The sequence below is a fragment of the Salarchaeum japonicum genome (assembly GCF_020614395.1).
In the GTDB taxonomy this organism is placed as follows: domain Archaea; phylum Halobacteriota; class Halobacteria; order Halobacteriales; family Halobacteriaceae; genus Salarchaeum; species Salarchaeum japonicum.
Map to the genome: position 1 here is coordinate 269,237 of NZ_CP085324.1, position 17,695 is coordinate 286,931.

Annotated in this window: 20 protein-coding genes; 15 read left to right on the top strand and 5 right to left on the bottom strand. The window is 68.0% G+C overall.

Annotated elements, in window-relative coordinates; all coding sequences use genetic code 11:
* Positions 1-41: 41 nt before the first annotated feature.
* Positions 42-1,121: a DUF373 family protein gene (locus tag LI334_RS01505; protein WP_227261404.1), complete on the top strand. Its 1,080-nt coding sequence runs from the start codon at positions 42-44 to the stop codon at positions 1,119-1,121.
* On the opposite strand, the gene LI334_RS01510 is transcribed toward LI334_RS01505, so the two are convergent.
* Positions 1,118-1,957 carry a polyprenyl synthetase family protein gene (locus LI334_RS01510; RefSeq protein WP_227261405.1) on the bottom strand — a complete coding sequence of 280 codons (840 nt, stop codon included), beginning with the start codon at positions 1,955-1,957 and terminating at the stop codon, positions 1,118-1,120. The genes LI334_RS01505 and LI334_RS01510 overlap by 4 nt on opposite strands.
* Positions 1,958-2,039: 82 nt before the next feature.
* On the opposite strand from LI334_RS01510, the gene LI334_RS01515 reads away from it, so the two are divergent.
* Genes LI334_RS01515 through LI334_RS01525 form a run of 3 tightly spaced genes read left to right on the top strand, consistent with a single transcriptional unit; the run spans position 2,040 to position 3,200 of the window.
* Complete coding sequence (locus tag LI334_RS01515) at positions 2,040-2,336, top strand: hypothetical protein (protein WP_227261406.1); 297 nt, start codon at positions 2,040-2,042, stop codon at positions 2,334-2,336.
* Positions 2,333-2,686 (top strand): hypothetical protein, encoded by a 354-nt coding sequence (locus tag LI334_RS01520; RefSeq protein WP_227261407.1) that lies wholly within the window; start codon positions 2,333-2,335, stop codon positions 2,684-2,686. The genes LI334_RS01515 and LI334_RS01520 overlap by 4 nt, the downstream gene beginning before the upstream one ends.
* A complete protein-coding gene (locus LI334_RS01525) occupies positions 2,679-3,200 on the top strand; it encodes a DUF7504 family protein (RefSeq protein WP_227261408.1) in 522 nt (173 codons plus the stop codon). Before LI334_RS01520 ends, LI334_RS01525 begins: the two co-directional genes overlap by 8 nt.
* Before the next feature lie 63 nt (positions 3,201-3,263).
* Here LI334_RS01525 and LI334_RS01530 read toward each other — a convergent pair whose 3' ends face one another.
* From LI334_RS01530 to LI334_RS01540, 3 genes are read right to left on the bottom strand one after another with little or no spacing between them, the layout of a single operon-like run.
* Positions 3,264-4,235: an electron transfer flavoprotein subunit alpha/FixB family protein gene (locus LI334_RS01530; protein WP_227261409.1), complete on the bottom strand. Its 972-nt coding sequence runs from the start codon at positions 4,233-4,235 to the stop codon at positions 3,264-3,266.
* Positions 4,232-5,032, bottom strand: coding sequence for an electron transfer flavoprotein subunit beta/FixA family protein (locus tag LI334_RS01535; protein WP_227261410.1), 801 nt, complete (start codon positions 5,030-5,032; stop codon positions 4,232-4,234). The genes LI334_RS01530 and LI334_RS01535 overlap by 4 nt, the downstream gene beginning before the upstream one ends.
* Positions 5,033-5,081: 49 nt before the next feature.
* Positions 5,082-6,164 carry a helix-turn-helix transcriptional regulator gene (locus LI334_RS01540; RefSeq protein ID WP_227261411.1) on the bottom strand — a complete coding sequence of 361 codons (1,083 nt, stop codon included), beginning with the start codon at positions 6,162-6,164 and terminating at the stop codon, positions 5,082-5,084.
* A 96-nt stretch (positions 6,165-6,260) separates the two neighbouring features.
* Here LI334_RS01540 and LI334_RS01545 point away from each other — a divergent pair, with 96 nt between their 5' ends.
* Positions 6,261-7,487 carry a DUF7094 domain-containing protein gene (locus tag LI334_RS01545; RefSeq protein ID WP_227261412.1) on the top strand — a complete coding sequence of 409 codons (1,227 nt, stop codon included), beginning with the start codon at positions 6,261-6,263 and terminating at the stop codon, positions 7,485-7,487.
* 459 nt (positions 7,488-7,946) lie between these two features.
* Here the strand turns inward: LI334_RS01545 and LI334_RS01550 are convergent, their stop codons facing one another.
* Positions 7,947-8,570 (bottom strand): methyltransferase domain-containing protein, encoded by a 624-nt coding sequence (locus LI334_RS01550; protein ID WP_227261413.1) that lies wholly within the window; start codon positions 8,568-8,570, stop codon positions 7,947-7,949.
* Positions 8,571-8,661: 91 nt separating this feature from the next.
* Here LI334_RS01550 and ahaH point away from each other — a divergent pair, with 91 nt between their 5' ends.
* From ahaH to LI334_RS01600, 10 genes are read left to right on the top strand one after another with little or no spacing between them, the layout of a single operon-like run.
* Complete coding sequence (gene ahaH, locus LI334_RS01555) at positions 8,662-8,994, top strand: ATP synthase archaeal subunit H (protein WP_227261414.1); 333 nt, start codon at positions 8,662-8,664, stop codon at positions 8,992-8,994.
* On the top strand, positions 8,981-11,113 hold the full coding sequence (locus tag LI334_RS01560) for a V-type ATP synthase subunit I (RefSeq protein WP_227261415.1): 2,133 nt from the start codon (positions 8,981-8,983) through the stop codon (positions 11,111-11,113). Before ahaH ends, LI334_RS01560 begins: the two co-directional genes overlap by 14 nt.
* Positions 11,114-11,119: 6 nt before the next feature.
* Positions 11,120-11,398, top strand: a complete 279-nt coding sequence (locus LI334_RS01565) for a F0F1 ATP synthase subunit C (protein WP_227261416.1) — start codon at positions 11,120-11,122, stop codon at positions 11,396-11,398.
* Between the two features lies 1 nt (position 11,399).
* Positions 11,400-11,984 (top strand): V-type ATP synthase subunit E, encoded by a 585-nt coding sequence (locus LI334_RS01570; protein WP_227261417.1) that lies wholly within the window; start codon positions 11,400-11,402, stop codon positions 11,982-11,984.
* Positions 11,981-13,036 carry a V-type ATP synthase subunit C gene (locus LI334_RS01575; RefSeq protein ID WP_227261418.1) on the top strand — a complete coding sequence of 352 codons (1,056 nt, stop codon included), beginning with the start codon at positions 11,981-11,983 and terminating at the stop codon, positions 13,034-13,036. The genes LI334_RS01570 and LI334_RS01575 overlap by 4 nt, the downstream gene beginning before the upstream one ends.
* A complete protein-coding gene (locus tag LI334_RS01580; RefSeq protein WP_227261419.1) occupies positions 13,033-13,374 on the top strand; it encodes a V-type ATP synthase subunit F in 342 nt (113 codons plus the stop codon). Before LI334_RS01575 ends, LI334_RS01580 begins: the two co-directional genes overlap by 4 nt.
* A complete protein-coding gene (locus LI334_RS01585; protein ID WP_227261420.1) occupies positions 13,371-15,128 on the top strand; it encodes an ATP synthase subunit A in 1,758 nt (585 codons plus the stop codon). The genes LI334_RS01580 and LI334_RS01585 overlap by 4 nt, the downstream gene beginning before the upstream one ends.
* Complete coding sequence (locus tag LI334_RS01590) at positions 15,128-16,564, top strand: ATP synthase subunit B (RefSeq protein WP_227261421.1); 1,437 nt, start codon at positions 15,128-15,130, stop codon at positions 16,562-16,564. Before LI334_RS01585 ends, LI334_RS01590 begins: the two co-directional genes overlap by 1 nt.
* Positions 16,565-16,568: 4 nt before the next feature.
* Positions 16,569-17,225, top strand: coding sequence for a V-type ATP synthase subunit D (locus tag LI334_RS01595; protein ID WP_227261422.1), 657 nt, complete (start codon positions 16,569-16,571; stop codon positions 17,223-17,225).
* Positions 17,226-17,270: 45 nt separating this feature from the next.
* Positions 17,271-17,666 (top strand): DUF6276 family protein, encoded by a 396-nt coding sequence (locus tag LI334_RS01600; protein WP_227261423.1) that lies wholly within the window; start codon positions 17,271-17,273, stop codon positions 17,664-17,666.
* Positions 17,667-17,695 lie beyond the last annotated feature (29 nt).

Sequence of the window (17,695 nt, forward strand, 5' to 3'; positions counted from 1 at the left end):
CTCCCGAAAGTCCTTAACCCTCACCGGCGTACCTATCGCTGATGCTGCTCGTTCTCTGCGTCGACCTCGACGACGACCTCGGCCGGAAGACCGGCCTTGACACGCCGGTCGTCGGCCGGGACGCCGTGGAGGACGCCGCCGTCTCCCTCGCCACCGCAGACCCCGAGGACTCGGACGTGAACGTCCTCTTCGAGGGCGTCCACCTCCACGACCGCCTCGACGCCGACGAGCGCGTGGAGGTCGCGGCGGTCACGGGCGTCGAGTCCGGCGGGGTCGCCGCGAACCGCGAGGTCGGCCGCGAGGTGGACGAAATCCTCGCCGGCCTCCAGACGAGCGACCCCGTCCGCGCCATCGTCGTCACCGACGGCGCGCAGGACGAGTCCGTGGTTCCCGTCATCCGCTCCCGCGTCACCATCGACGGCGTCCGCCGCGTCGTCGTCCGGCAGGCCCAGGATCTCGAATCGATGTACTACACCATCAAACAGGTCTTGAACGACCCCGAGACCCGCGGCACGCTCCTCGTCCCGCTCGGCGTCCTCCTCCTCATCTACCCCCTGACCGTGCTCGCGAACGCCGTCGGCCTCCCCGGTACCGTGCTCGGCCTCGCGTCCGCCGTCCTCGGCCTCTACGTCCTCTTCCGCGGCCTCGGCCTGGAGGACGCCGTGGACTCCGCGGTCGACCGCGCGCGCAACGTCCTCTACACCGGCCGCGTCACCATCATCACGTACGTCGTCGCCGCCGCCCTCCTCGCAATCGGCGGCATGCAGGGCGTCACCCACCTCCAGACCGTCCGCGACGCCGCCCCCGACCCGGACGCCGCGACCATCGTCGCCGCGCTCCTCTTCGGAGCCGTCCGCTGGTTCGCCGCCGCCGGCCTCACCAGCAGTCTCGGCCAGATCACGGACGAGTACCTCGCCGGCCGGTTCAAGTGGCGCTACCTGAACGCGCCCTTCTACGTCCTCGCCATCACCGCCGTCCTGCACGCGCTCAGCGCGTACGTCCTCGGCTACGTCACCCTCCCCCTGCTCGCGCTCGTGCTCACCGCCGGAACCATCCTCAGCGTCGTCAGCACGCTCGCGTTCGCCGTCGTCGAGAGCCGCAGAAACCCCGCCCAGGGTTAGCGTTCGCGCTCGACGACGAACGCCGCGAGTTCTTCGAGGTAGGTGCGGGCGTCGCCGTCCACGAGGTCGAGGCTCTCCAGGGCCGCCCGCGCCTGCCTGCTCTCCGCGTCCGCGAGGTCGTTCACCTCTGCCACGGGCCGGTCGGTCACCCGAACCACCGAGGGGCGCTCCATCACCTCGTCCTGGCCCGCGGGCTTCCCGAGCGCCGCGGTGTCCCCCGTGGCGTCGAGCACGTCGTCCCGAATCTGGAACGCCACCCCGACGTGCTCCGCGTACTCCCCCACGGTCTCCACCGCGGTCTCGTCCGCGCCCGCCGCGATAGCGCCGAGTTCGGCCGCCGCGCGGAACAGCGCGCCCGTCTTCCGGCGCGCAAGCGTCATGTACTCGTCCTCCGTCTCGGGACGGTCGACGAGCTCCATCGCTTCGCCTTCGCCGAGTTCGACCATCGCGTCCGCCACCGCGCTCATCGCGCGCGGGTCGTCGAACAGCGCGAACGCCTCCCCGAGCAGGCCGTCCGACGCGACCAGCGCCGGCCCGTATCCGGCCGCCGCCCACGCCGACGGCTCCCCCCGCCGCAGTTCCGAGCGGTCGATGATGTCGTCCACCACGAGCGACGCGTTGTGCACGAGTTCGATGCCGACCCCGAAGTCGAGCGCATCCTCGGGGTCGCCCCCCATCGCCTCACACACCAACAGCGTCAACGTCGGGCGCACCCGCTTCCCGCCCGCGAGCACGGCGTCCGCGAGCTGGTCGGAGAGCTCCACGGGGTCGACGCGCGCCACCACCTCCGCAAGCCGCTCCTCGACGCGCTCGCGCCGCGCCTCGACGTACTCCATTACCACTTCGTCGGGGCTTCACGCATTTCACTCCCTCGGAACGCCCCGTCAACGTTACGTGCCAGCGGCCGTCTCTCGACGTATGGCCGGGCTCGTGGAGGTACTCGGGGAGGGAATCGTTCACTTCGAACTCGTCTGTTACACGCTCAGCACCGCGTTTTCGTTGCTCGCCTACCGCGAGTACCGCGGCACCCCCTGGGGGAGCGTCGTCGCCGCCGTCACCGTCTTCTCCGGCACCCTCCTCGCGTGGACGTTCGGCGTCCAGTTCCTCGACACCCTCCTGTTCAGCGCGCTCGCGTGGTTCACCGCCTCCCTCGCCGTCGCGTACGCCGCCGTCCAGTACTACCGCATCGGCACCGGCCGGGTGGTCGTCCGATGAGCGCGCTCGACGCCCTCGCCCGCGCCCTCATCGGCGTCTCCCTCGTCGTCTTCGTCACGGCGAGCCTCGTCGGCATCTACGTCAGCACCCGCTACCGGGACGCCCTCCACTACCGCGACGGCGTCGAAGCCATCGGCTACGGCGTCCTCCTCTTCACCGCGTCCGCGGTTCTCCAAACCCTCCACTTCTGGGCGGGCGTCGGAACCGACCTCCTCGTCGCCGCGTCCTACCTCGTTCACGGGTTCGCCGCGCTCGCGTTCGCCGTCGGCGCGTGGTACCTCGTCCGCGACCTCATCGTCACCGACCGCGACGACCCCTTCGCCGCACTCGACGAGGGCCGCGATGAGTGACGACCCTTTCGCCGGCGTCGCACCCGGCACGCAACTCCTCGTCTCCCAGACCAACCACGCCGCCGACATCGCCCCCCTCCCGACGGACGCCGACCGCCTCCTCGTCGCCACCTACCGCGACACCCCGAACCGGCTCGAACGCCGCCTCCGCGACCACGGCATCGACCCCAGTACCGTCACCGTCGTCCCCGTCTCCAGCACCAGCATCGACTACACCGGCCCCCTCACCGTCACCGACCGCGTCGCCCCCAGCGACCTCACCGGCCTCGGCATCCGCCTCGCCACCGCCCTCGATGACCTCGACGCCGGCGACTGGCTGTACGTCCGCGGCCTCTCCGCCGCACTCATGTACGTCACCCCAGACCGCCTCTACCGCTTCCTCGACTTCCTCACCCGCGCCGCCAGCGAACGCGACCTCCGCGGCGCCTACGAGTTCTACCGACCCGCCCTCAGCGACACCGTCCACGCCCGCTTCCGCAGCCTCTTCGCCGACGAAGTATCCACCAGCACTTAGCCACCACAAAACCACGCCACGCTACGCAGGAACCACGACACCGCAAAAATCGGGGAGACCGCTCTATACGTCGGGTGCGTCGCCGCCGAACTCCTCGATGAGGGCGGGGACGACGTCGAAGAGGTCGCCGACGACGCCGTAGTCCGCGATGTCGAAGATGGGGGCGTCGGGGTCGGTGTTCACGGCGATGATGGTCTCCGCGCCCTTCATCCCGGCGACGTGCTGGACCGCGCCGGAGATACCGATGGCGAGGTAGACGTCGGGGGTCACCTGCTTGCCGGACTGGCCGACCTGGCGGTTCTTCGGGAGCCAGCCGTTGTCCACGATGGGGCGGCTGGACGAGAGCGTCGCGTCCGTCGCCTCGACGAGCGCTTCGATGAGCGGGAGGTTCTCCTCCTCCTCGATACCGCGGCCGATGGAGACGAGGAACTCGGCCTCGCTGATGTCCACGTCGCCCGCGCCGACCTCCTCGAAGCCGGTGACGGTGGAGCGGATGGCGTCCTCGTCGAAGTCAACGTCGAACGCCGAAACGTCGGCGTCGCCGACGCCTTCGGCGGCCGGCCACTCGCCGCCCCGGATGGAGACGGCGTACGGGCCCTCCGCGACCTCGATGGTCGTCTCGACCTTCGACCCGTACATCTCGCGGGTCGCCGTGAGGCTGCCGTCGTACTCGACGTCGACCGCGTCGGAGACGTAGGGGAGACCGAGTTTGTTCGCGATGGCGGGCGCGTAGTCGAGGCCGTTCACGCTGTTCGGAACCACGAGGAACTCGGGGTCGAGGTCGCCGAACAGGGCTTCGGTGGCCTGCACGTACACGTCGTGGTTGAACTCCTCGCCGTACTCGACGGCGTGGAGTTGATCGACGCCCTCGCGGTTCAGCGCGTCCGCGAACGAGTCGGTGTCGCCGCCGACGACGGCGACGTGGAGGTCGCCGCCCGTGGCGTCCGCGAGCTCGCGGCCCGCGGTCACGAGTTCGAAGGACACGTCGCGGAGTTCGCCGCGGCGGTGCTCGGCGACGGCGAGAACGTCACTCATCCGTCCACCACCCCCTTCTCGCGGAGCACGTCAGCGAGCTGTGCGGCCTGCTCGCTCGCGTCGCCTTCGAGGTACTGGGCGTCGCTCTCGGTTTCGGGTTCGTACATGTCGGTGAGTTCGAGCGCGCTGTCCGCGACGCTCGCGTCGAGACCGAGGTCGTCGAACGACTTCGGCGCGATTTCCTTCGACTGCGCCTGCCGGATGCCGCGCAGGCTCGCGTACCGGGGTTCGTTGATACCGGTCTGGATGGTGAGCACGGCCGGGAGTTCCACGTCCGTGAGCTCCTCGACGCCGCCTTCGAGCTCGCGGTGGACGGACGCGACGCCCTCGTCGAGCACTTTCTCGGTGTCGAGCGCGTTCACGACCGCCGCCCACTCGAACCCGACCTCCTCGGCGAGCGCGACGCCGGTGCCGCCGAACGCGTCGTCCGCCGCCTGCACGCCGGAGAGCACGATGTCGGGGTCTTCCTCCTCGACCACGGCGGCGAGGATGTCGGCCTTCGCCTCCACGTCGAGGATGTCGGCGTCCTCCAGGGCGTCGTCCCACACGCGGACGGCGCGGTCTGCGCCCTTCGCGAGCGCCATCCGAATCGTCTCCTCGGAGCGCTCGGGGCCGATGGTGACCGCGACGACTTCCACGTCGTCGCCGGCCTCCTGAAGCTGGACGCCCTCTTCGACGGCGTAGTCGTCCCACTCGTTGAGGTCGTAGTCCAGGTAGGTCTCCTCGATCTCGCCGTTCGAGATCTCGAAGTCCTCCTCGACTTCGGCCACCTCCTTGACGGTGACGAGAACTTTCATCGTCAATTACTGCTGTCGCATCGACGTAAACGCTTTCGAAACGCTTCGCCTACGACTCGTCGTTTTCTCCGGGGAGCGAGATGAGGTTCTCCCGGCCGATGCGGAGCTTCTCCACCCGGCCCTCCTCGGCCATCGAGGAGAGCAGTTGGGAGACCTTCGCGTTCGACCACCGCGTCTCCTCCACGATTTTCGCCTGCTTCATCCGCCCGCCGTGCTCTTCGAGGAGGCGTTCGACGCGCTCCTCGTCGCTCAACAGCTCCTCCGCGGCCGCCTCGTCCGCCTCGGACTCGGCGTCGGTCGCGCCCGCGGCGTCCGTCGCGTCGTCACCGGGCGCGTCGTCCGGCGGCGTCCCCGCGGCGGCATCGCTCGATTGCGACGCGGTCGCGTCCTCGCGGTCCGGGAGAATGGCGTCCCGGATGCTTCGGTCTTTCCAGACGTAGACGACCGCCGCGCCGACGACCAGCGCGACCACCGCCGCGCCCGCGACGAACAGCCACGGGACGCCCGCGCCGGACGGCCCGCTCTCGGTGAACGTCATCGACGGCCCGCTCTCGAACGACTGCGGGCCCGCCCACTGGAGCGCGCCGTTCACCAGTCCGGTCTCCGGCACCGCCGTGTCCGGCGAGTAGCCGTCCGGCGCGTAGACGAGCAGTTCCTCGCCGTCCTCCAGGCTTCCGAACCAGCCGCCGTCGAACACGTCGGCGACGCGCAGGCTGTCGTTCTCCACCACGCCGAAGTCCGTCCACGTGAAGGAGAGCGTGAGCACGCCGGTCGTGTTCCCGTCCGACTCCCGCACGGCACCGGTTCGTTCGACCTGCCGAATCGTCATCTCGCGGCCGACGCGCTCGGACTGCTCCGCGACCACGGTCTCGAACACGTCCACCGTCGGCCCGACGTCGGCCCCGTTCTTGTAGTCCGCGAGCATCGACTCGAACGCCGCCGTCTCGTTCGCGTCCGAGAGCGCGTACCGCACGGAGACGTTCCAGCGCGCGTCACCGTCCGCCTGGAGGTGGACGGCGACGGTCGTCCCCGACGGTTCCGGGGTCGCGGACTGCGCGCCGGCGACACCGCTGACTGCCGCAGGCGCGACGAGGAGGGCGACGAGGGCGAATATCAGGGCGGCCTGCCGCATGAACACTCCCGAGTGGTTGTCGTGACGGCAAAACGCTTTCCATCATTCGGACAGGTCTCGCGTGGGTTTTTGTAGACCGCGCTCCACCACCCGCGTATGTCCCGCGTTTCGGCCTCGCTCGCGCTCGCCGCGCTCCTCCTCCTCGCGACGCCGCTCGCCGTCGCCGCCGCGGACGACCCCGCGCTCGCGGAGTCGTCCACCGCGGACGCGCAGACCGCCGCGACGGTCGTCGGCCTCTCCGAGAACACGAGTCGCGTCCTCGCCCTCCCCGACGCCCAGCGCTCGAACTTCACCACGCCCGACGCGTCCGTGATGGCGTCCCTCCGCATGGACACCGCCGCCGCCACGTGGACGCTCTCCCGCGAATCCCTCGCGCAAAAACTCGCCGCCGCGGGGACGCAAGCCGAACGCCAGCGCGTCCTCGAAAACGCCACCGAGAACGCCGCCGCCGCCGTCGATAGGCTCCTCGAACGCGAACGCGCCGCCCGACAGGCCTACCTCGACGGCGACAGCACCGCCGAACGGTACGCCACCACGCTCGGCGAACTCCAGACCCGCGCCGACGCCCTCCTCTCCTACATCGGCCCGCGCAACGACCCCGCGCCGAACTCCCTCCTCTCCTACGCCGACCGCGGCTCCGACCTCCGCTCCACCCTGTTCGCCCTCCAGGCCGAAGTGACGCCGCTCGTCACCGACCCCGGCGCGAGCGCGGCGCGCGCCGTCCGCGGCGGCCTCGGCGACCGGCTCTCCGTCCTCGCCGCCCCCAGCGGGTTCGCGCTCTCCACCATCGCGGACGGCCTCTACCAGCGCACCGTCTACCGCACCGACCTCCTCGACGAGAACGGCGCGCGAGAAGTCAGCTCTTCCGAGCTCGACAGCATCCTCGACGCCCTCTACCCGTGGGCGCGCGGTGGTGACGGCTTCGTTAGCTCCGGCCGGTATCAGTTCGGCGGCTACGCGTACCGTGCCCGCATCACGCACTTACACGGTACAATTCTCTCCTACATGGACGCGAGTAGTGGCCAGCCCTACCACGAGACCCGGGAAACCGCGCTCTCCGTCGTCGCGACCGACCCCGGGTGGACGAACGCAAGCGGGAACTACACGCTCGCGGTGAACCGGTCTTATCCCGGCGGGCCGCTCCGCGTGAGCGTCACGCACGACGGCTCCGCGGTGAGCGTGCCGATAACCATCGACGGTGAGCGCGTCGGCACGACGGGCGTCGAGGACGGCGTGCTGTGGACGCTCGCGCCCCGCGGCGAGTTCGCGGTGACGACGACCGTGGCCGGCGAGGAGCTGCGCGTGAACGCGACCGCGACTTGAAGTAGGAAGCCGCCGCCAGCCGGTGGCGTGTCCAGTCGTGCGCTCGCGCCCGTCGTCGGCGTCGCGCTGTTCGCCCTGCTCACCGTCCTCCTCGCCGCGACCGTCGCCGGACTCGCGGTGTCGGTGACGCCCGCAGACCCGGCGGTCGTCTCGCTCGACGCGAACGCGGACGGCACGCTCACGTTCCTCCTCGTCTCGGGGTCGCTCGACGCCAGCGACCTCACGCTCGCCGTGCGCGTGAACGACCGGGCGCTCGCCCACCAGCCGCCGGTGCCGTTCTTCTCGGCGCGCGGGTTCCGGAGCGGCCCCACGGGGCCGTTCAACAGCGCGTCCGACCCCGCGTGGTCGGCGGGAGAACGCGCGTCGTTCCGCATTGCGGGGACGAACGCGCCGGTGCTGGCCGTCGGCGACGACGTGGAAGTGACGGTGAGAACGAGCCGTGGCGTGGTCGCGGTCGCGTCAGCCGTCGTCGGGAACGCGGCCGAACGACACGATGGCTCGCGGCCGGTTCGGTTCCGCCTGCAGGACGCGGTGCTCGACGTCCACGAACCCGGCGTCCCGGAACATCCGGTCGGCCTCGGCCTCGTCGTAGAACAGCATGATGGCGTCCGCGACCTTCTGCATGACCGTGGAGTCCGGGTAGTCCGGGCCGACGACGAGCACTTTCCCGCCGGGGCGGACGACCCGTCGGAACTCGCGGAGCGCGAGGTGGGGGTTCGGCCAGTACTCGATGGAGCCGGACGACCAGATGGCATCGAAGGAGTTCGTCGCGAACGGCAGGCGTTCGGCGTCCCCGCGCGTGAAGTCCACGTCGTCGGTGCCGAGTTTCGCGATGGCCTTCTCTAGCTGGTGTTCGGACTGGTCGAGGCCCGTCACGTCGTCCGTGTACCGGAGGAGTCCCTCGGTGCCGAACCCGGTGCCACACCCCACGTCGAGCACGGAGTCGTCGGAACCGAGGTCGAACCACTCCAGGGTCTCGTCCCGCATCTCCTCGGTCCAGATGAACGCGTTCACCTCGTCGTACACCTTCGAGAGGTACTTGTAGAAGACGCGCGCCCGGCCTTTGTCTTCGAGGACTCCCATTACGTCGGCGTTCGGCCGGACGCGCCATAGTTCGCTCGGTTCTTTCGCAACTACCTTATACGCGCTCGCTCAATATTTCGCCCGTTAGCCCATGGCGAGGCCAGAGGTTCTCACACGACTAAAGGAGGCGGAGTCCGACGCCGACGACATCATCGCGGAGGCGAAGGAGGCGCGCGAACAGCGCATCTCCGAGGCCCGCGAGACTGCGGAGGACATCCGTCAGGAGGCCGAGGAGGAGGCGGCCGAACTCAAGGAAGAACGCCTCTCCGAAGCCCGCGAGGAGATACAGAAAGAGAAAGAACGCATCCTCGAAGAGGGCGAGGCGGAGCGCGAGGCGTTGCTCGCGACGGCCGCCGAGAACGAGGATGACGCGGTGACGTTCGCCCTCGACCGGTTCACGGAGGCGGTGCATGCTCAGACCTGAGCGAATGAGCAAGGTGTCCGTCGTGGGCACCAACCGAGTCGTGCAGGACGTCATCGAGGCGGCGCACGACCAGAACGTCCTCCACTTCAGCGACTCCAGCGGCGACGTCGGCGTCGAGGGGTTCGACGCCGGAAACCCGCTCGACGGCGCGGACGACGCCTCGGACAAACTGGTGACGGTTCGGTCGCTCCTCTCCATCCTCGGCGTCGAGGAGGAGGACGCCGGCCCCACCCGCATCGTCACGGACGACGCGCTCGAAAACGAGTTCGCGGACATCCGCGACGAGGTCAACGAACTCGACGAGCGCCGCACCGAGGTCGAAGACCGACTGAGCGAACTCGAAGACCGCGTCGCCGCGGTCGAACCGTTCGTCACGCTCGGCATCGACCTCGACCTCCTCCAGGGGTACGACACCGTGGAGGTCGCGGTCGGCGAGGGCGACACGGACGAAATCGAGCACGCGCTCGCCGACGAGGGCGACGTGCGGTCGTTCGAGACGTTCAGCGAGGACGGCGTCGTCGCCGTCTTCGCGTACCCGAGCGGCGACGCGACGGATGTCCTGGAGGACGCGCTGGTCGGCGTGGAGTTCGTCGAACACGAGATTCCGTCGGGTAACGGCAGTCCCGACGACTACCTCGACTCGCTCGAACACAAGCGCCAGAAGCTCGAATCGGAACTCGCGACCGTCGAGAACGAACTCGAAGGACTCCGACTCGAACACGCTGGCTTCCTCCTCGCCGCCGAGGAGAAGCTCAACATCGAAGTGCAGAAGGCCGAAGCCCCGCTCAACTTCGCGACCACGGAACACGCGTTCGTCGCGGAGGGCTGGGTTCCGACCAGCGAGTACGCCGAGTTCGCGTCCGCGGTGCAGGACGCCGGCGGCGACGGCGTGGACGTTGAGGAACTCGAACGCGCCGAGTACGAACCGCCCGAGCACGAAATCGGCCACGGCGAGCAGGGAGCCGCGCCCGACGGCGGCACCGCGGAACAGCCGCCGGTCGTGCAGGACAACCCCGGGCCGGTGAAGCCGTTCGAGATGCTCGTCCGCGTCATCAACCGCCCGAACTACTACGACCTCGACCCGACGATCATCCTGTTCCTCACGTTCCCGGCGTTCTACGGGTTCATGATCGGGGACGTCGGGTACGGCGTCATCTACGCCGCGGTCGGCTGGTGGATGTACACCACCCTCGACTCGGACGCGCTCGCCGCGCTCGGCGGCGTCGCCGTCCTCTCCGGACTCGCGACAATCGTGTTCGGGTTCCTGTACGGCGAGATATTCGGCTTCCACCTCATCGGCGAGTACCTCTGGAACGGCAGCCCGCCGCTCCACAAGGGCCTGAAGCCCGGGAACGCGGACTGGGCGCGCCTCTGGCTCGTCGTCTCCGTGCTGGTGGCGCTCGGCCACCTCACGCTCGGGTACGCCATCGACACGTACAAGCGGATGCGTCACGGCGTCTGGGACGCGCTCACCGAGGGTGCGTCGTGGGCGATTCTGATGGTCGGGCTCTGGGTGTGGATCTTCAGCCACGCGCTCGGCGGCGCGAAACCCGACCTCCTGTTCACCGCGCTCTCCGGTCAGCCGCTCGGCTTCACCGGATTCGGCGCGACGGTGGGCTGGGCGGCGCTCGCGGTCGGTCTCGTCGGGTACGCGCTCCTCATCTACGCCGAGGGCGCGGTCGGCGGCATCGAGGGCGCGCTGAACTCGCTCACGCACGTCCTCTCGTACACGCGGCTCGCCGCCGTGATGCTCGCGAAGGGAGGAATGGCGTTCGTCGTCAACCTCCTCTTCTTCGGCGCGTACGAGACGCAACCCAACGACCCCGAGAGCGGGGAGTTCCACTTCATGCTCGAACACGACTGGAGTTACGTACAGACACACTACCCCGAGGCCGAACTGATGTTCGGCGGCCTCGTGCACGGCCCGATCACGGCCGTGCTCGGCGGCATCCTCATCTTCGTCCTCGGTCACCTCTTAGTGCTTGCCCTCGGCGTCACGAGCGCCGGCCTACAGGCCGTTCGCCTGGAATACGTCGAGTTCTTTGGGAAGTTTTATGAAGGTGGTGGGACGAAATACGAACCGTTCGGCTACGACCGATCCTACACGACCCAAGACTAATTAGTCATGTTTGAATTCGTTATCGCGTTCGTCAACGCTATCGCACCGCTCCTGAACAACGCCGCTCTCGCCCCCGCTGAACTCACCGGAAACATCGCCACCGCCGGCGCCGCGCTCGGCGTCGGTGTCGCCGCGCTCGGTGCCGGTGTCGCGGAAGGCGGAATCGGTGCCGCGGCCGTCGGCGCTCTCGCCGAGGACGAGGAGTTCTTCGGGAACGCGATCCTGTTCACGGTTCTCCCCGAGACTCTCGTCATCCTCGCGATCGTCGTCATCTTCATCATCTAAGATGAGTCTGGACACGGTAGTCGAAGAGATCCGCGAGGACGCCCGGGAACGGGCCGACGAAATCCGCCAGGAGGGCGAGGAACGCGCCGACGACATCGTGTCGGCCGCCGAGTCCGAGGCCGACGACATCCGTGAGGAGGCCGAGGCGGAGGTCGAGCGCGAAATCGAACGCGAGCGCGAACAGGCGCTCTCCAGCGCGAAGCTCGACGCGAAACACGAGCGAATGAGCGCGCGCCGCGACGCCCTCGAATCCGTCCGCGAGGAAGTCGAGAACCGAATCGCGGGCCTCGACGGCGACGAGCGCGAGGAACTCACGCGCGCTCTGCTCGACGACGCGCTCGACTCGTTCGACGAGGACGAGCAGCTCGCCGTCCACTACGCGTCCGGCGACGAGGAACTCCTCTCGGACATCCTGGACGATTACACGCACGTCTCGCTCGCCGGCGAGTACGACTGCCTCGGCGGCGTCGTCGTCGAGAGCGAGTCCTCGCGAGTGCGCGTGAAGAACACGTTCGACTCGGTGCTCGACGACGTCTGGGAGGACGACCTCAAACAGATCAGTAACCGGCTCTTCGACGAACAATGAACGTCATCAGCCGCGACGCATCGAACTACGCGTACGTCAACGCCCGCGTGAAGTCGCGGCGTGCCGTCCTCTTCGACGAGGACGACTACCGGACGCTGATGCGGATGGGGACGAGCGAAATCGCTCGGTTCCTGGAGGAGTCCGAGTACGAGGCGGAAGTGAACGACCTCGGCTCGCGGTTCTCGGGCGTCGACCTCGTCGAGTACGCGCTGAACCGAAACCTCGCGAAGCACTTCGACGACCTCCTCCAGTGGTCGCAGGGGACGCTCCGCGACCTCCTCGTCCGCTACTTCCGGAAGTTCGACGCGTGGAACGTCAAGACGGCGCTTCGCGGCGTCTACGCGGACACCGATCCGGCGGAGATCGAGCAGGACTTCATCCGAGCGGGCGAGCTCGACGACGACACGCTGTCGGTGCTCGCCGAGGCGGACGAGGTTCGGACGGTCGTCGACGCGCTCTCCGAGACGCTGTTCGGGGACGCGCTCGACGACGCGTACGGCGAGTACGAGGAGACGAACTCGCTCGTGCCGCTGGAGAACGCGGTCGACCTCGCGTTCTACGACCGCCTCCTGAAGCAAGTGCAGGGCACGTCCGCGGGCACCCGCGAGTTCGTGAAGTTCCTGCAGGCCGACATCGACTTCCGGAACGTCCGGAACGCGGTTCGCCTCGCGCGAAGCGGCGCGAACCTCGACCCCGCCGAGTACTACATCGAGGGCGGTCGGCTGTTCGAGCCGTCCGAACTCGACGCGCTCGCGGACAACTGGAACGAGCTCGTCGCCCGACTGCGGGACAGCCACTACGGGAACGAGTTGGCGGACGAACTGGACGAACTGGACGAAGCGGGCAGTCTCATCGCGTTCGAGCACGCGCTCGACGCCGCGCTCCTCTCCTACTCGAAACACCTCTCGCACGTGTTCCCGCTGTCCGTGTGTCCCGTGCTCGGGTACGTGCTTGCGAAGGAGCGCGAAGTGGACAACGTCCGCGCCATCGCGCGCGGCCGTGAGGTCGGTCTCACGGAAGAAGAGATCGAGGAGGAACTCGTCATCCTATGAGTCAGGAAATAGCCGTCGTCGGGAGCGCCGAATTCACCACGGGTTTCCGACTGGCTGGCGTACAGACGTTCGAGAACGTCCCCGACGACGAGAAACCCGAGGAGCTCGACGAGGCCGTCGAAGGCGTGCTCGCGAACGACGATGTCGGTATCGTCGTGATGCACGCGGACGACCTCGACTACCTCTCCCGGCAGACCCGCCAGAACGTGGAGACGAGCGTCGAACCGACGGTCGTCACCATCGGGAGCGGCGAGGCGGGCGGGAGCGGCCTCCGCGAACAAATCAAGCGCGCCATCGGTATCGACCTGATGGCGGAAGAAGACGGTGAGAACGAATGAGTCAGGCAGAAACAATCACTGATTCCGGCGAAATCGAGAGCGTGAGCGGTCCCGTCGTGACCGCCACGGACCTCGACGCCCAGATGAACGACGTCGTGTACGTCGGTGAAGAGGGGCTGATGGGTGAGGTCATCGAAATCGAAGGCGGCGTGACGACCATCCAGGTCTACGAGGAGACGTCCGCGGTCGCACCCGGCGAACCCGTCGAGAACACGGGCGACCCGCTGACCGTGGACCTCGGGCCGGGCATGCTGGACTCCATCTACGACGGCGTCCAGCGCCCGCTCGACGTGCTCGAAGACGAGATGGGTGCCTTCCTCGACCGTGGTGTCGACGCACCGGGTATCGACATGGAGAAGGAGTGGGAGTTCACGCCCACCGTCTCCGAGGGCGACGTCGTCGAACCTGGCGACGTCGTCGGTACGGTCGACGAAACCGAGAGCATCGAACACAAGGTTCTCGTCCCGCCCCGCCACGAGGGTGGCGAGGTCACGAGCGTGAGCGAGGGCGAGTACACCGTCACAGACCCCGTGGTCGAACTCGACTCGGGCGAGACGGTGACGATGCACCAGGAGTGGCCGGTTCGCGAAGCCCGACCCACGGTGGACAAGCACACGCCCGAGACGCCGCTCGTCACGGGTCAGCGCGTCCAGGACGGCCTGTTCCCGCTCGCGAAGGGTGGGACGGCGGCGATTCCGGGGCCGTTCGGATCCGGGAAGACCGTCACTCAGCAACAGCTCGCGAAGTGGTCTGACGCGGACATCGTCGTCTACATCGGGTGCGGCGAGCGCGGAAACGAGATGACGGAAGTCATCGAGGACTTCCCCGAGCTCGAAGACCCCAAGTCGGGGAACGCGCTGATGGCGCGCACGTGCCTCATCGCGAACACCTCGAACATGCCGGTCGCCGCACGCGAGTCCTGCATCTACACGGGCGTCACCATCGCGGAGCACTACCGCGACATGGGGTACGACGTCGCGCTGATGGCCGACTCCACCAGCCGGTGGGCGGAGGCGATGCGCGAAATCAGCAGCCGGCTCGAAGAGATGCCGGGCGAAGAGGGCTACCCCGCCTACCTCGCGAGCCGTCTCGCGCAGTTCTACGAGCGCGCGGGCCTGTTCGAGAACCTCAACGGCAGCGAGGGCTCCGTCTCGGTCGTGGGCGCGGTCAGCCCGCCGGGCGGCGATTTCTCCGAGCCGGTCACCCAGAACACGCTCCGCATCGTGAAGACGTTCTGGGCGCTCGACTCCGACCTCGCGGAACGCCGGCACTTCCCCTCGATTAACTGGAACGAGTCCTACTCGCTCTACAAGGATCAGCTCGACGACTGGTGGCGTGAGAACGTCGCCGAGGACTGGCCGGACGAGCGCCAGTGGGCAGTGGACGTGCTCGACGAGGAAGCCGACCTCCAGGAGATCGTGCAGCTCGTCGGCGAGGACGCGCTCCCGGACGACCAGCGCCTCACGCTCGACGTGGCGCGCTACATCCGGGAGGCGTTCCTCCAGCAGAACGCGCTCCACGACGTGGACACGTACTGTCCGCCCGAGAAGACCTACCTCATCCTCACCGCCATCCACCACTACAGCGAGGAGGCGTTCCGCGCGCTCGAAGCGGGCGTCCCCGTGGAGGAAATCACGGACGTCGACGCCGCGCCCCGTCTGAACCGGCTCGGCACGACGCCGGACGACGAGACCGAGGCGGAGGTCGAGGAGATCAAAGAACAGCTCACCGAACAGCTCCGGGAGAAGTACTAATGAAAGAGTACCAGACCATCACCGAAGTCAGCGGCCCGCTGGTCTACGTCGAGACCGACGAACCGATCGGGTACGACGAGATCGTCGAGATCGAAACCCCGAGCGGCGAGACCAAGCGCGGTCAGGTCCTCGAATCCAGCGACGGACTCGTCGCGATTCAGGTGTTCGAGGGCACGGAAGGTATCGGTCAGGACGCCTCGGTGCGGTTCCTCGGCGAGACGATGAAGATGCCCGTGACCGAGGACCTCCTCGGTCGCGTGCTCGACGGCTCCGGGAACCCAATCGACGGCGGTCCCGACATCGTGCCGGACGAGCGCCGCGACATCATCGGCTCCGCTATCAACCCGCACGCCCGCGAGTACCCCGAGGACTTCATCCAGACGGGCGTCTCGTCCATCGACGGGATGAACACGCTCGTGCGCGGCCAGAAACTCCCCATCTTCAGCGCGTCCGGCCTCCCGCACAACGACCTCGCGCTCCAGATCGCGCGTCAGGCCGAGGTGCCGGAGGAGGGCGACGAGGACGACGACACGGAGTTCGCGGTCGTGTTCGGCGCGATGGGTATCACGCAGGAGGAGGCGAACGAGTTCATGGACGACTTCGAGCGCACCGGCGCGCTCGAACGGTCCGTGGTGTTCACGAACCTCGCCGACGACCCGGCCGTGGAGCGGACGATTACGCCGCGGCTCGCGCTCACCACCGCCGAGTACCTCGCGTTCGACAAGGACTACCACGTTCTCGTCATCCTCACGGATATGACGAACTACTGTGAGGCGCTGCGCGAAATCGGCGCGGCGCGCGAGGAAGTCCCGGGCCGCCGTGGCTACCCCGGGTACATGTACACCGACCTCGCGCAGCTCTACGAGCGCGCGGGCCGCATCAAGGGCCGGGAGGGCACGGTGACGCAGCTCCCCATCCTGACGATGCCGGGTGACGACGAGACGCACCCGATTCCCGACCTCACGGGCTACATCACGGAGGGCCAGATCATGATGGATCGCGACCTGAACAGTCAGGGCGTCACGCCGCCCGTGGACGTCTCCCCCAGCCTCAGCCGGCTGATGGACGACGGTATCGGCGAGGGTCTCACCCGCGCCGACCACGGCGACGTGGCCGACCAGCTGTTCGCCGCGTACGCGGAGGGGAAAGACCTCCGCGACCTCGTGAACATCGTCGGGCGGGAAGCGCTCAGCGAGCGCGACAACAAGTATCTCGACTTCGCGGACGCGTTCGAGTCCGAGTTCGTCGACCAGGGCTTCGACACCGACCGCAGCATCGAGCAGACGCTCAGCATCGGCTGGGACGTGCTGTCGATGCTCCCGAAGGAGGAGCTCAACCGCCTCGACGAGGAGCACATCGAGCAGTACTACACGGAGGACGTGGAGGTCGAGACGGACTCCGAGGAGTCCGACGACTCACCCGTCAGCGCGGACTAGAACGATGGCAGGAGACGTCAAACCCACGCGCAAGAACCTGATGGAGATCGAGGAGCGCATCGAGTTCTCCGAGAGCGGGCACGACACGCTCGAACAGAAGCGTGACGGCCTCATCATGGAGTTCATGGACATCCTCGACACCGCGCAGGACGTGCGCTCCGACCTCGAAGACGACTACGAGGACGCGCAGAAGAAGATCAACATGGCGCGCGCGATGGAGGGCGACGTCGCCGTTCGCGGGGCTGCGGCCGCCTTGAAGGAGGAGCCGGAGCTCAGCGTGGAGTCGAAGAACATCATGGGCGTCGTCGTCCCCCAGATCGAGTCCTCGAAGGTGAAGAAGAACCTCGACGAGCGCGGGTACGGCGTCATCGGCACGTCCGCGCGCATCGACGAGGCCGCGGACGCCTACGAGGAACTCCTCGAATCCATCATCCTCGCGGCCGAGGTGGAGACGGCGATGAAGAAGATGCTCGAAGAGATCGAGCAGACGAAGCGCCGCGTGAACGCCCTCGAATTCAACATCCTGCCGGAACTCCGGGAGAACCAGGATTACATCGAGCAGAAGCTCGAAGAGCAGGAGCGCGAGGAGACGTTCCGCATGAAGAAAGTGAAGAACAAGAAGGAAGAAGAGGCGAAGCAGGCGCGCGAGGCCGAGACGTAGCCCGCGCAACGCCACCTACATCCGTTCTCACCGCGTTTTCGACGTATGCCGTGTGCTCTCTGTGACGGCGACCAGCTCTCCTTTCCGGTGCCCGACGCGGCGGGCGAGCACCTGCCGGACGACCGGCCGGGTGCGGCGCTCTGCACGCACTGTCTCGCGGTCGAACCCGTGGACGACCCGCCATCGGCGTATCCCGCGTTCTCGGAGTCGATTCCTGGGTTTCCCGACGGCGAGGCGGGCGCGGTAGTCGCGTGCGTGTTCGCGCTCGTGGACTCGCTCGCGCTCTACCGCGCGGAGGTATCGGCGCTCGCGGACGCGGCGGAGCGCCGGGGCGTGGACGTTCTCCTCCTCATCGACCGCCTTGCCGCGACCGACGGCGTGGAGCCGTACTTCGACGTGTCCCGGCGGGGTACGCAGCTCGAACAGCTCCTCTACGAGTAGCGCGCCCCTGACACTTATTCTGGTTCGGG

Bases quoted from the DNA above. Each gene is read 5' to 3' on its own strand.
- LI334_RS01505 (WP_227261404.1), top strand. From the start codon at position 42: ATGCTGCTCGTTCTCTGCGTCGACCTCGACGACGACCTCGGCCGGAAG.
- LI334_RS01510 (WP_227261405.1), bottom strand. From the start codon at position 1,957: ATGGAGTACGTCGAGGCGCGGCGCGAGCGCGTCGAGGAGCGGCTTGCG.
- LI334_RS01515 (WP_227261406.1), top strand. From the start codon at position 2,040: ATGGCCGGGCTCGTGGAGGTACTCGGGGAGGGAATCGTTCACTTCGAA.
- LI334_RS01520 (WP_227261407.1), top strand. From the start codon at position 2,333: ATGAGCGCGCTCGACGCCCTCGCCCGCGCCCTCATCGGCGTCTCCCTC.
- LI334_RS01525 (WP_227261408.1), top strand. From the start codon at position 2,679: ATGAGTGACGACCCTTTCGCCGGCGTCGCACCCGGCACGCAACTCCTC.
- LI334_RS01530 (WP_227261409.1), bottom strand. From the start codon at position 4,235: ATGAGTGACGTTCTCGCCGTCGCCGAGCACCGCCGCGGCGAACTCCGC.
- LI334_RS01535 (WP_227261410.1), bottom strand. From the start codon at position 5,032: ATGAAAGTTCTCGTCACCGTCAAGGAGGTGGCCGAAGTCGAGGAGGAC.
- LI334_RS01540 (WP_227261411.1), bottom strand. From the start codon at position 6,164: ATGCGGCAGGCCGCCCTGATATTCGCCCTCGTCGCCCTCCTCGTCGCG.
- LI334_RS01545 (WP_227261412.1), top strand. From the start codon at position 6,261: ATGTCCCGCGTTTCGGCCTCGCTCGCGCTCGCCGCGCTCCTCCTCCTC.
- LI334_RS01550 (WP_227261413.1), bottom strand. From the start codon at position 8,570: ATGGGAGTCCTCGAAGACAAAGGCCGGGCGCGCGTCTTCTACAAGTAC.
- ahaH (WP_227261414.1), top strand. From the start codon at position 8,662: ATGGCGAGGCCAGAGGTTCTCACACGACTAAAGGAGGCGGAGTCCGAC.
- LI334_RS01560 (WP_227261415.1), top strand. From the start codon at position 8,981: ATGCTCAGACCTGAGCGAATGAGCAAGGTGTCCGTCGTGGGCACCAAC.
- LI334_RS01565 (WP_227261416.1), top strand. From the start codon at position 11,120: ATGTTTGAATTCGTTATCGCGTTCGTCAACGCTATCGCACCGCTCCTG.
- LI334_RS01570 (WP_227261417.1), top strand. From the start codon at position 11,400: ATGAGTCTGGACACGGTAGTCGAAGAGATCCGCGAGGACGCCCGGGAA.
- LI334_RS01575 (WP_227261418.1), top strand. From the start codon at position 11,981: ATGAACGTCATCAGCCGCGACGCATCGAACTACGCGTACGTCAACGCC.
- LI334_RS01580 (WP_227261419.1), top strand. From the start codon at position 13,033: ATGAGTCAGGAAATAGCCGTCGTCGGGAGCGCCGAATTCACCACGGGT.
- LI334_RS01585 (WP_227261420.1), top strand. From the start codon at position 13,371: ATGAGTCAGGCAGAAACAATCACTGATTCCGGCGAAATCGAGAGCGTG.
- LI334_RS01590 (WP_227261421.1), top strand. From the start codon at position 15,128: ATGAAAGAGTACCAGACCATCACCGAAGTCAGCGGCCCGCTGGTCTAC.
- LI334_RS01595 (WP_227261422.1), top strand. From the start codon at position 16,569: ATGGCAGGAGACGTCAAACCCACGCGCAAGAACCTGATGGAGATCGAG.
- LI334_RS01600 (WP_227261423.1), top strand. From the start codon at position 17,271: ATGCCGTGTGCTCTCTGTGACGGCGACCAGCTCTCCTTTCCGGTGCCC.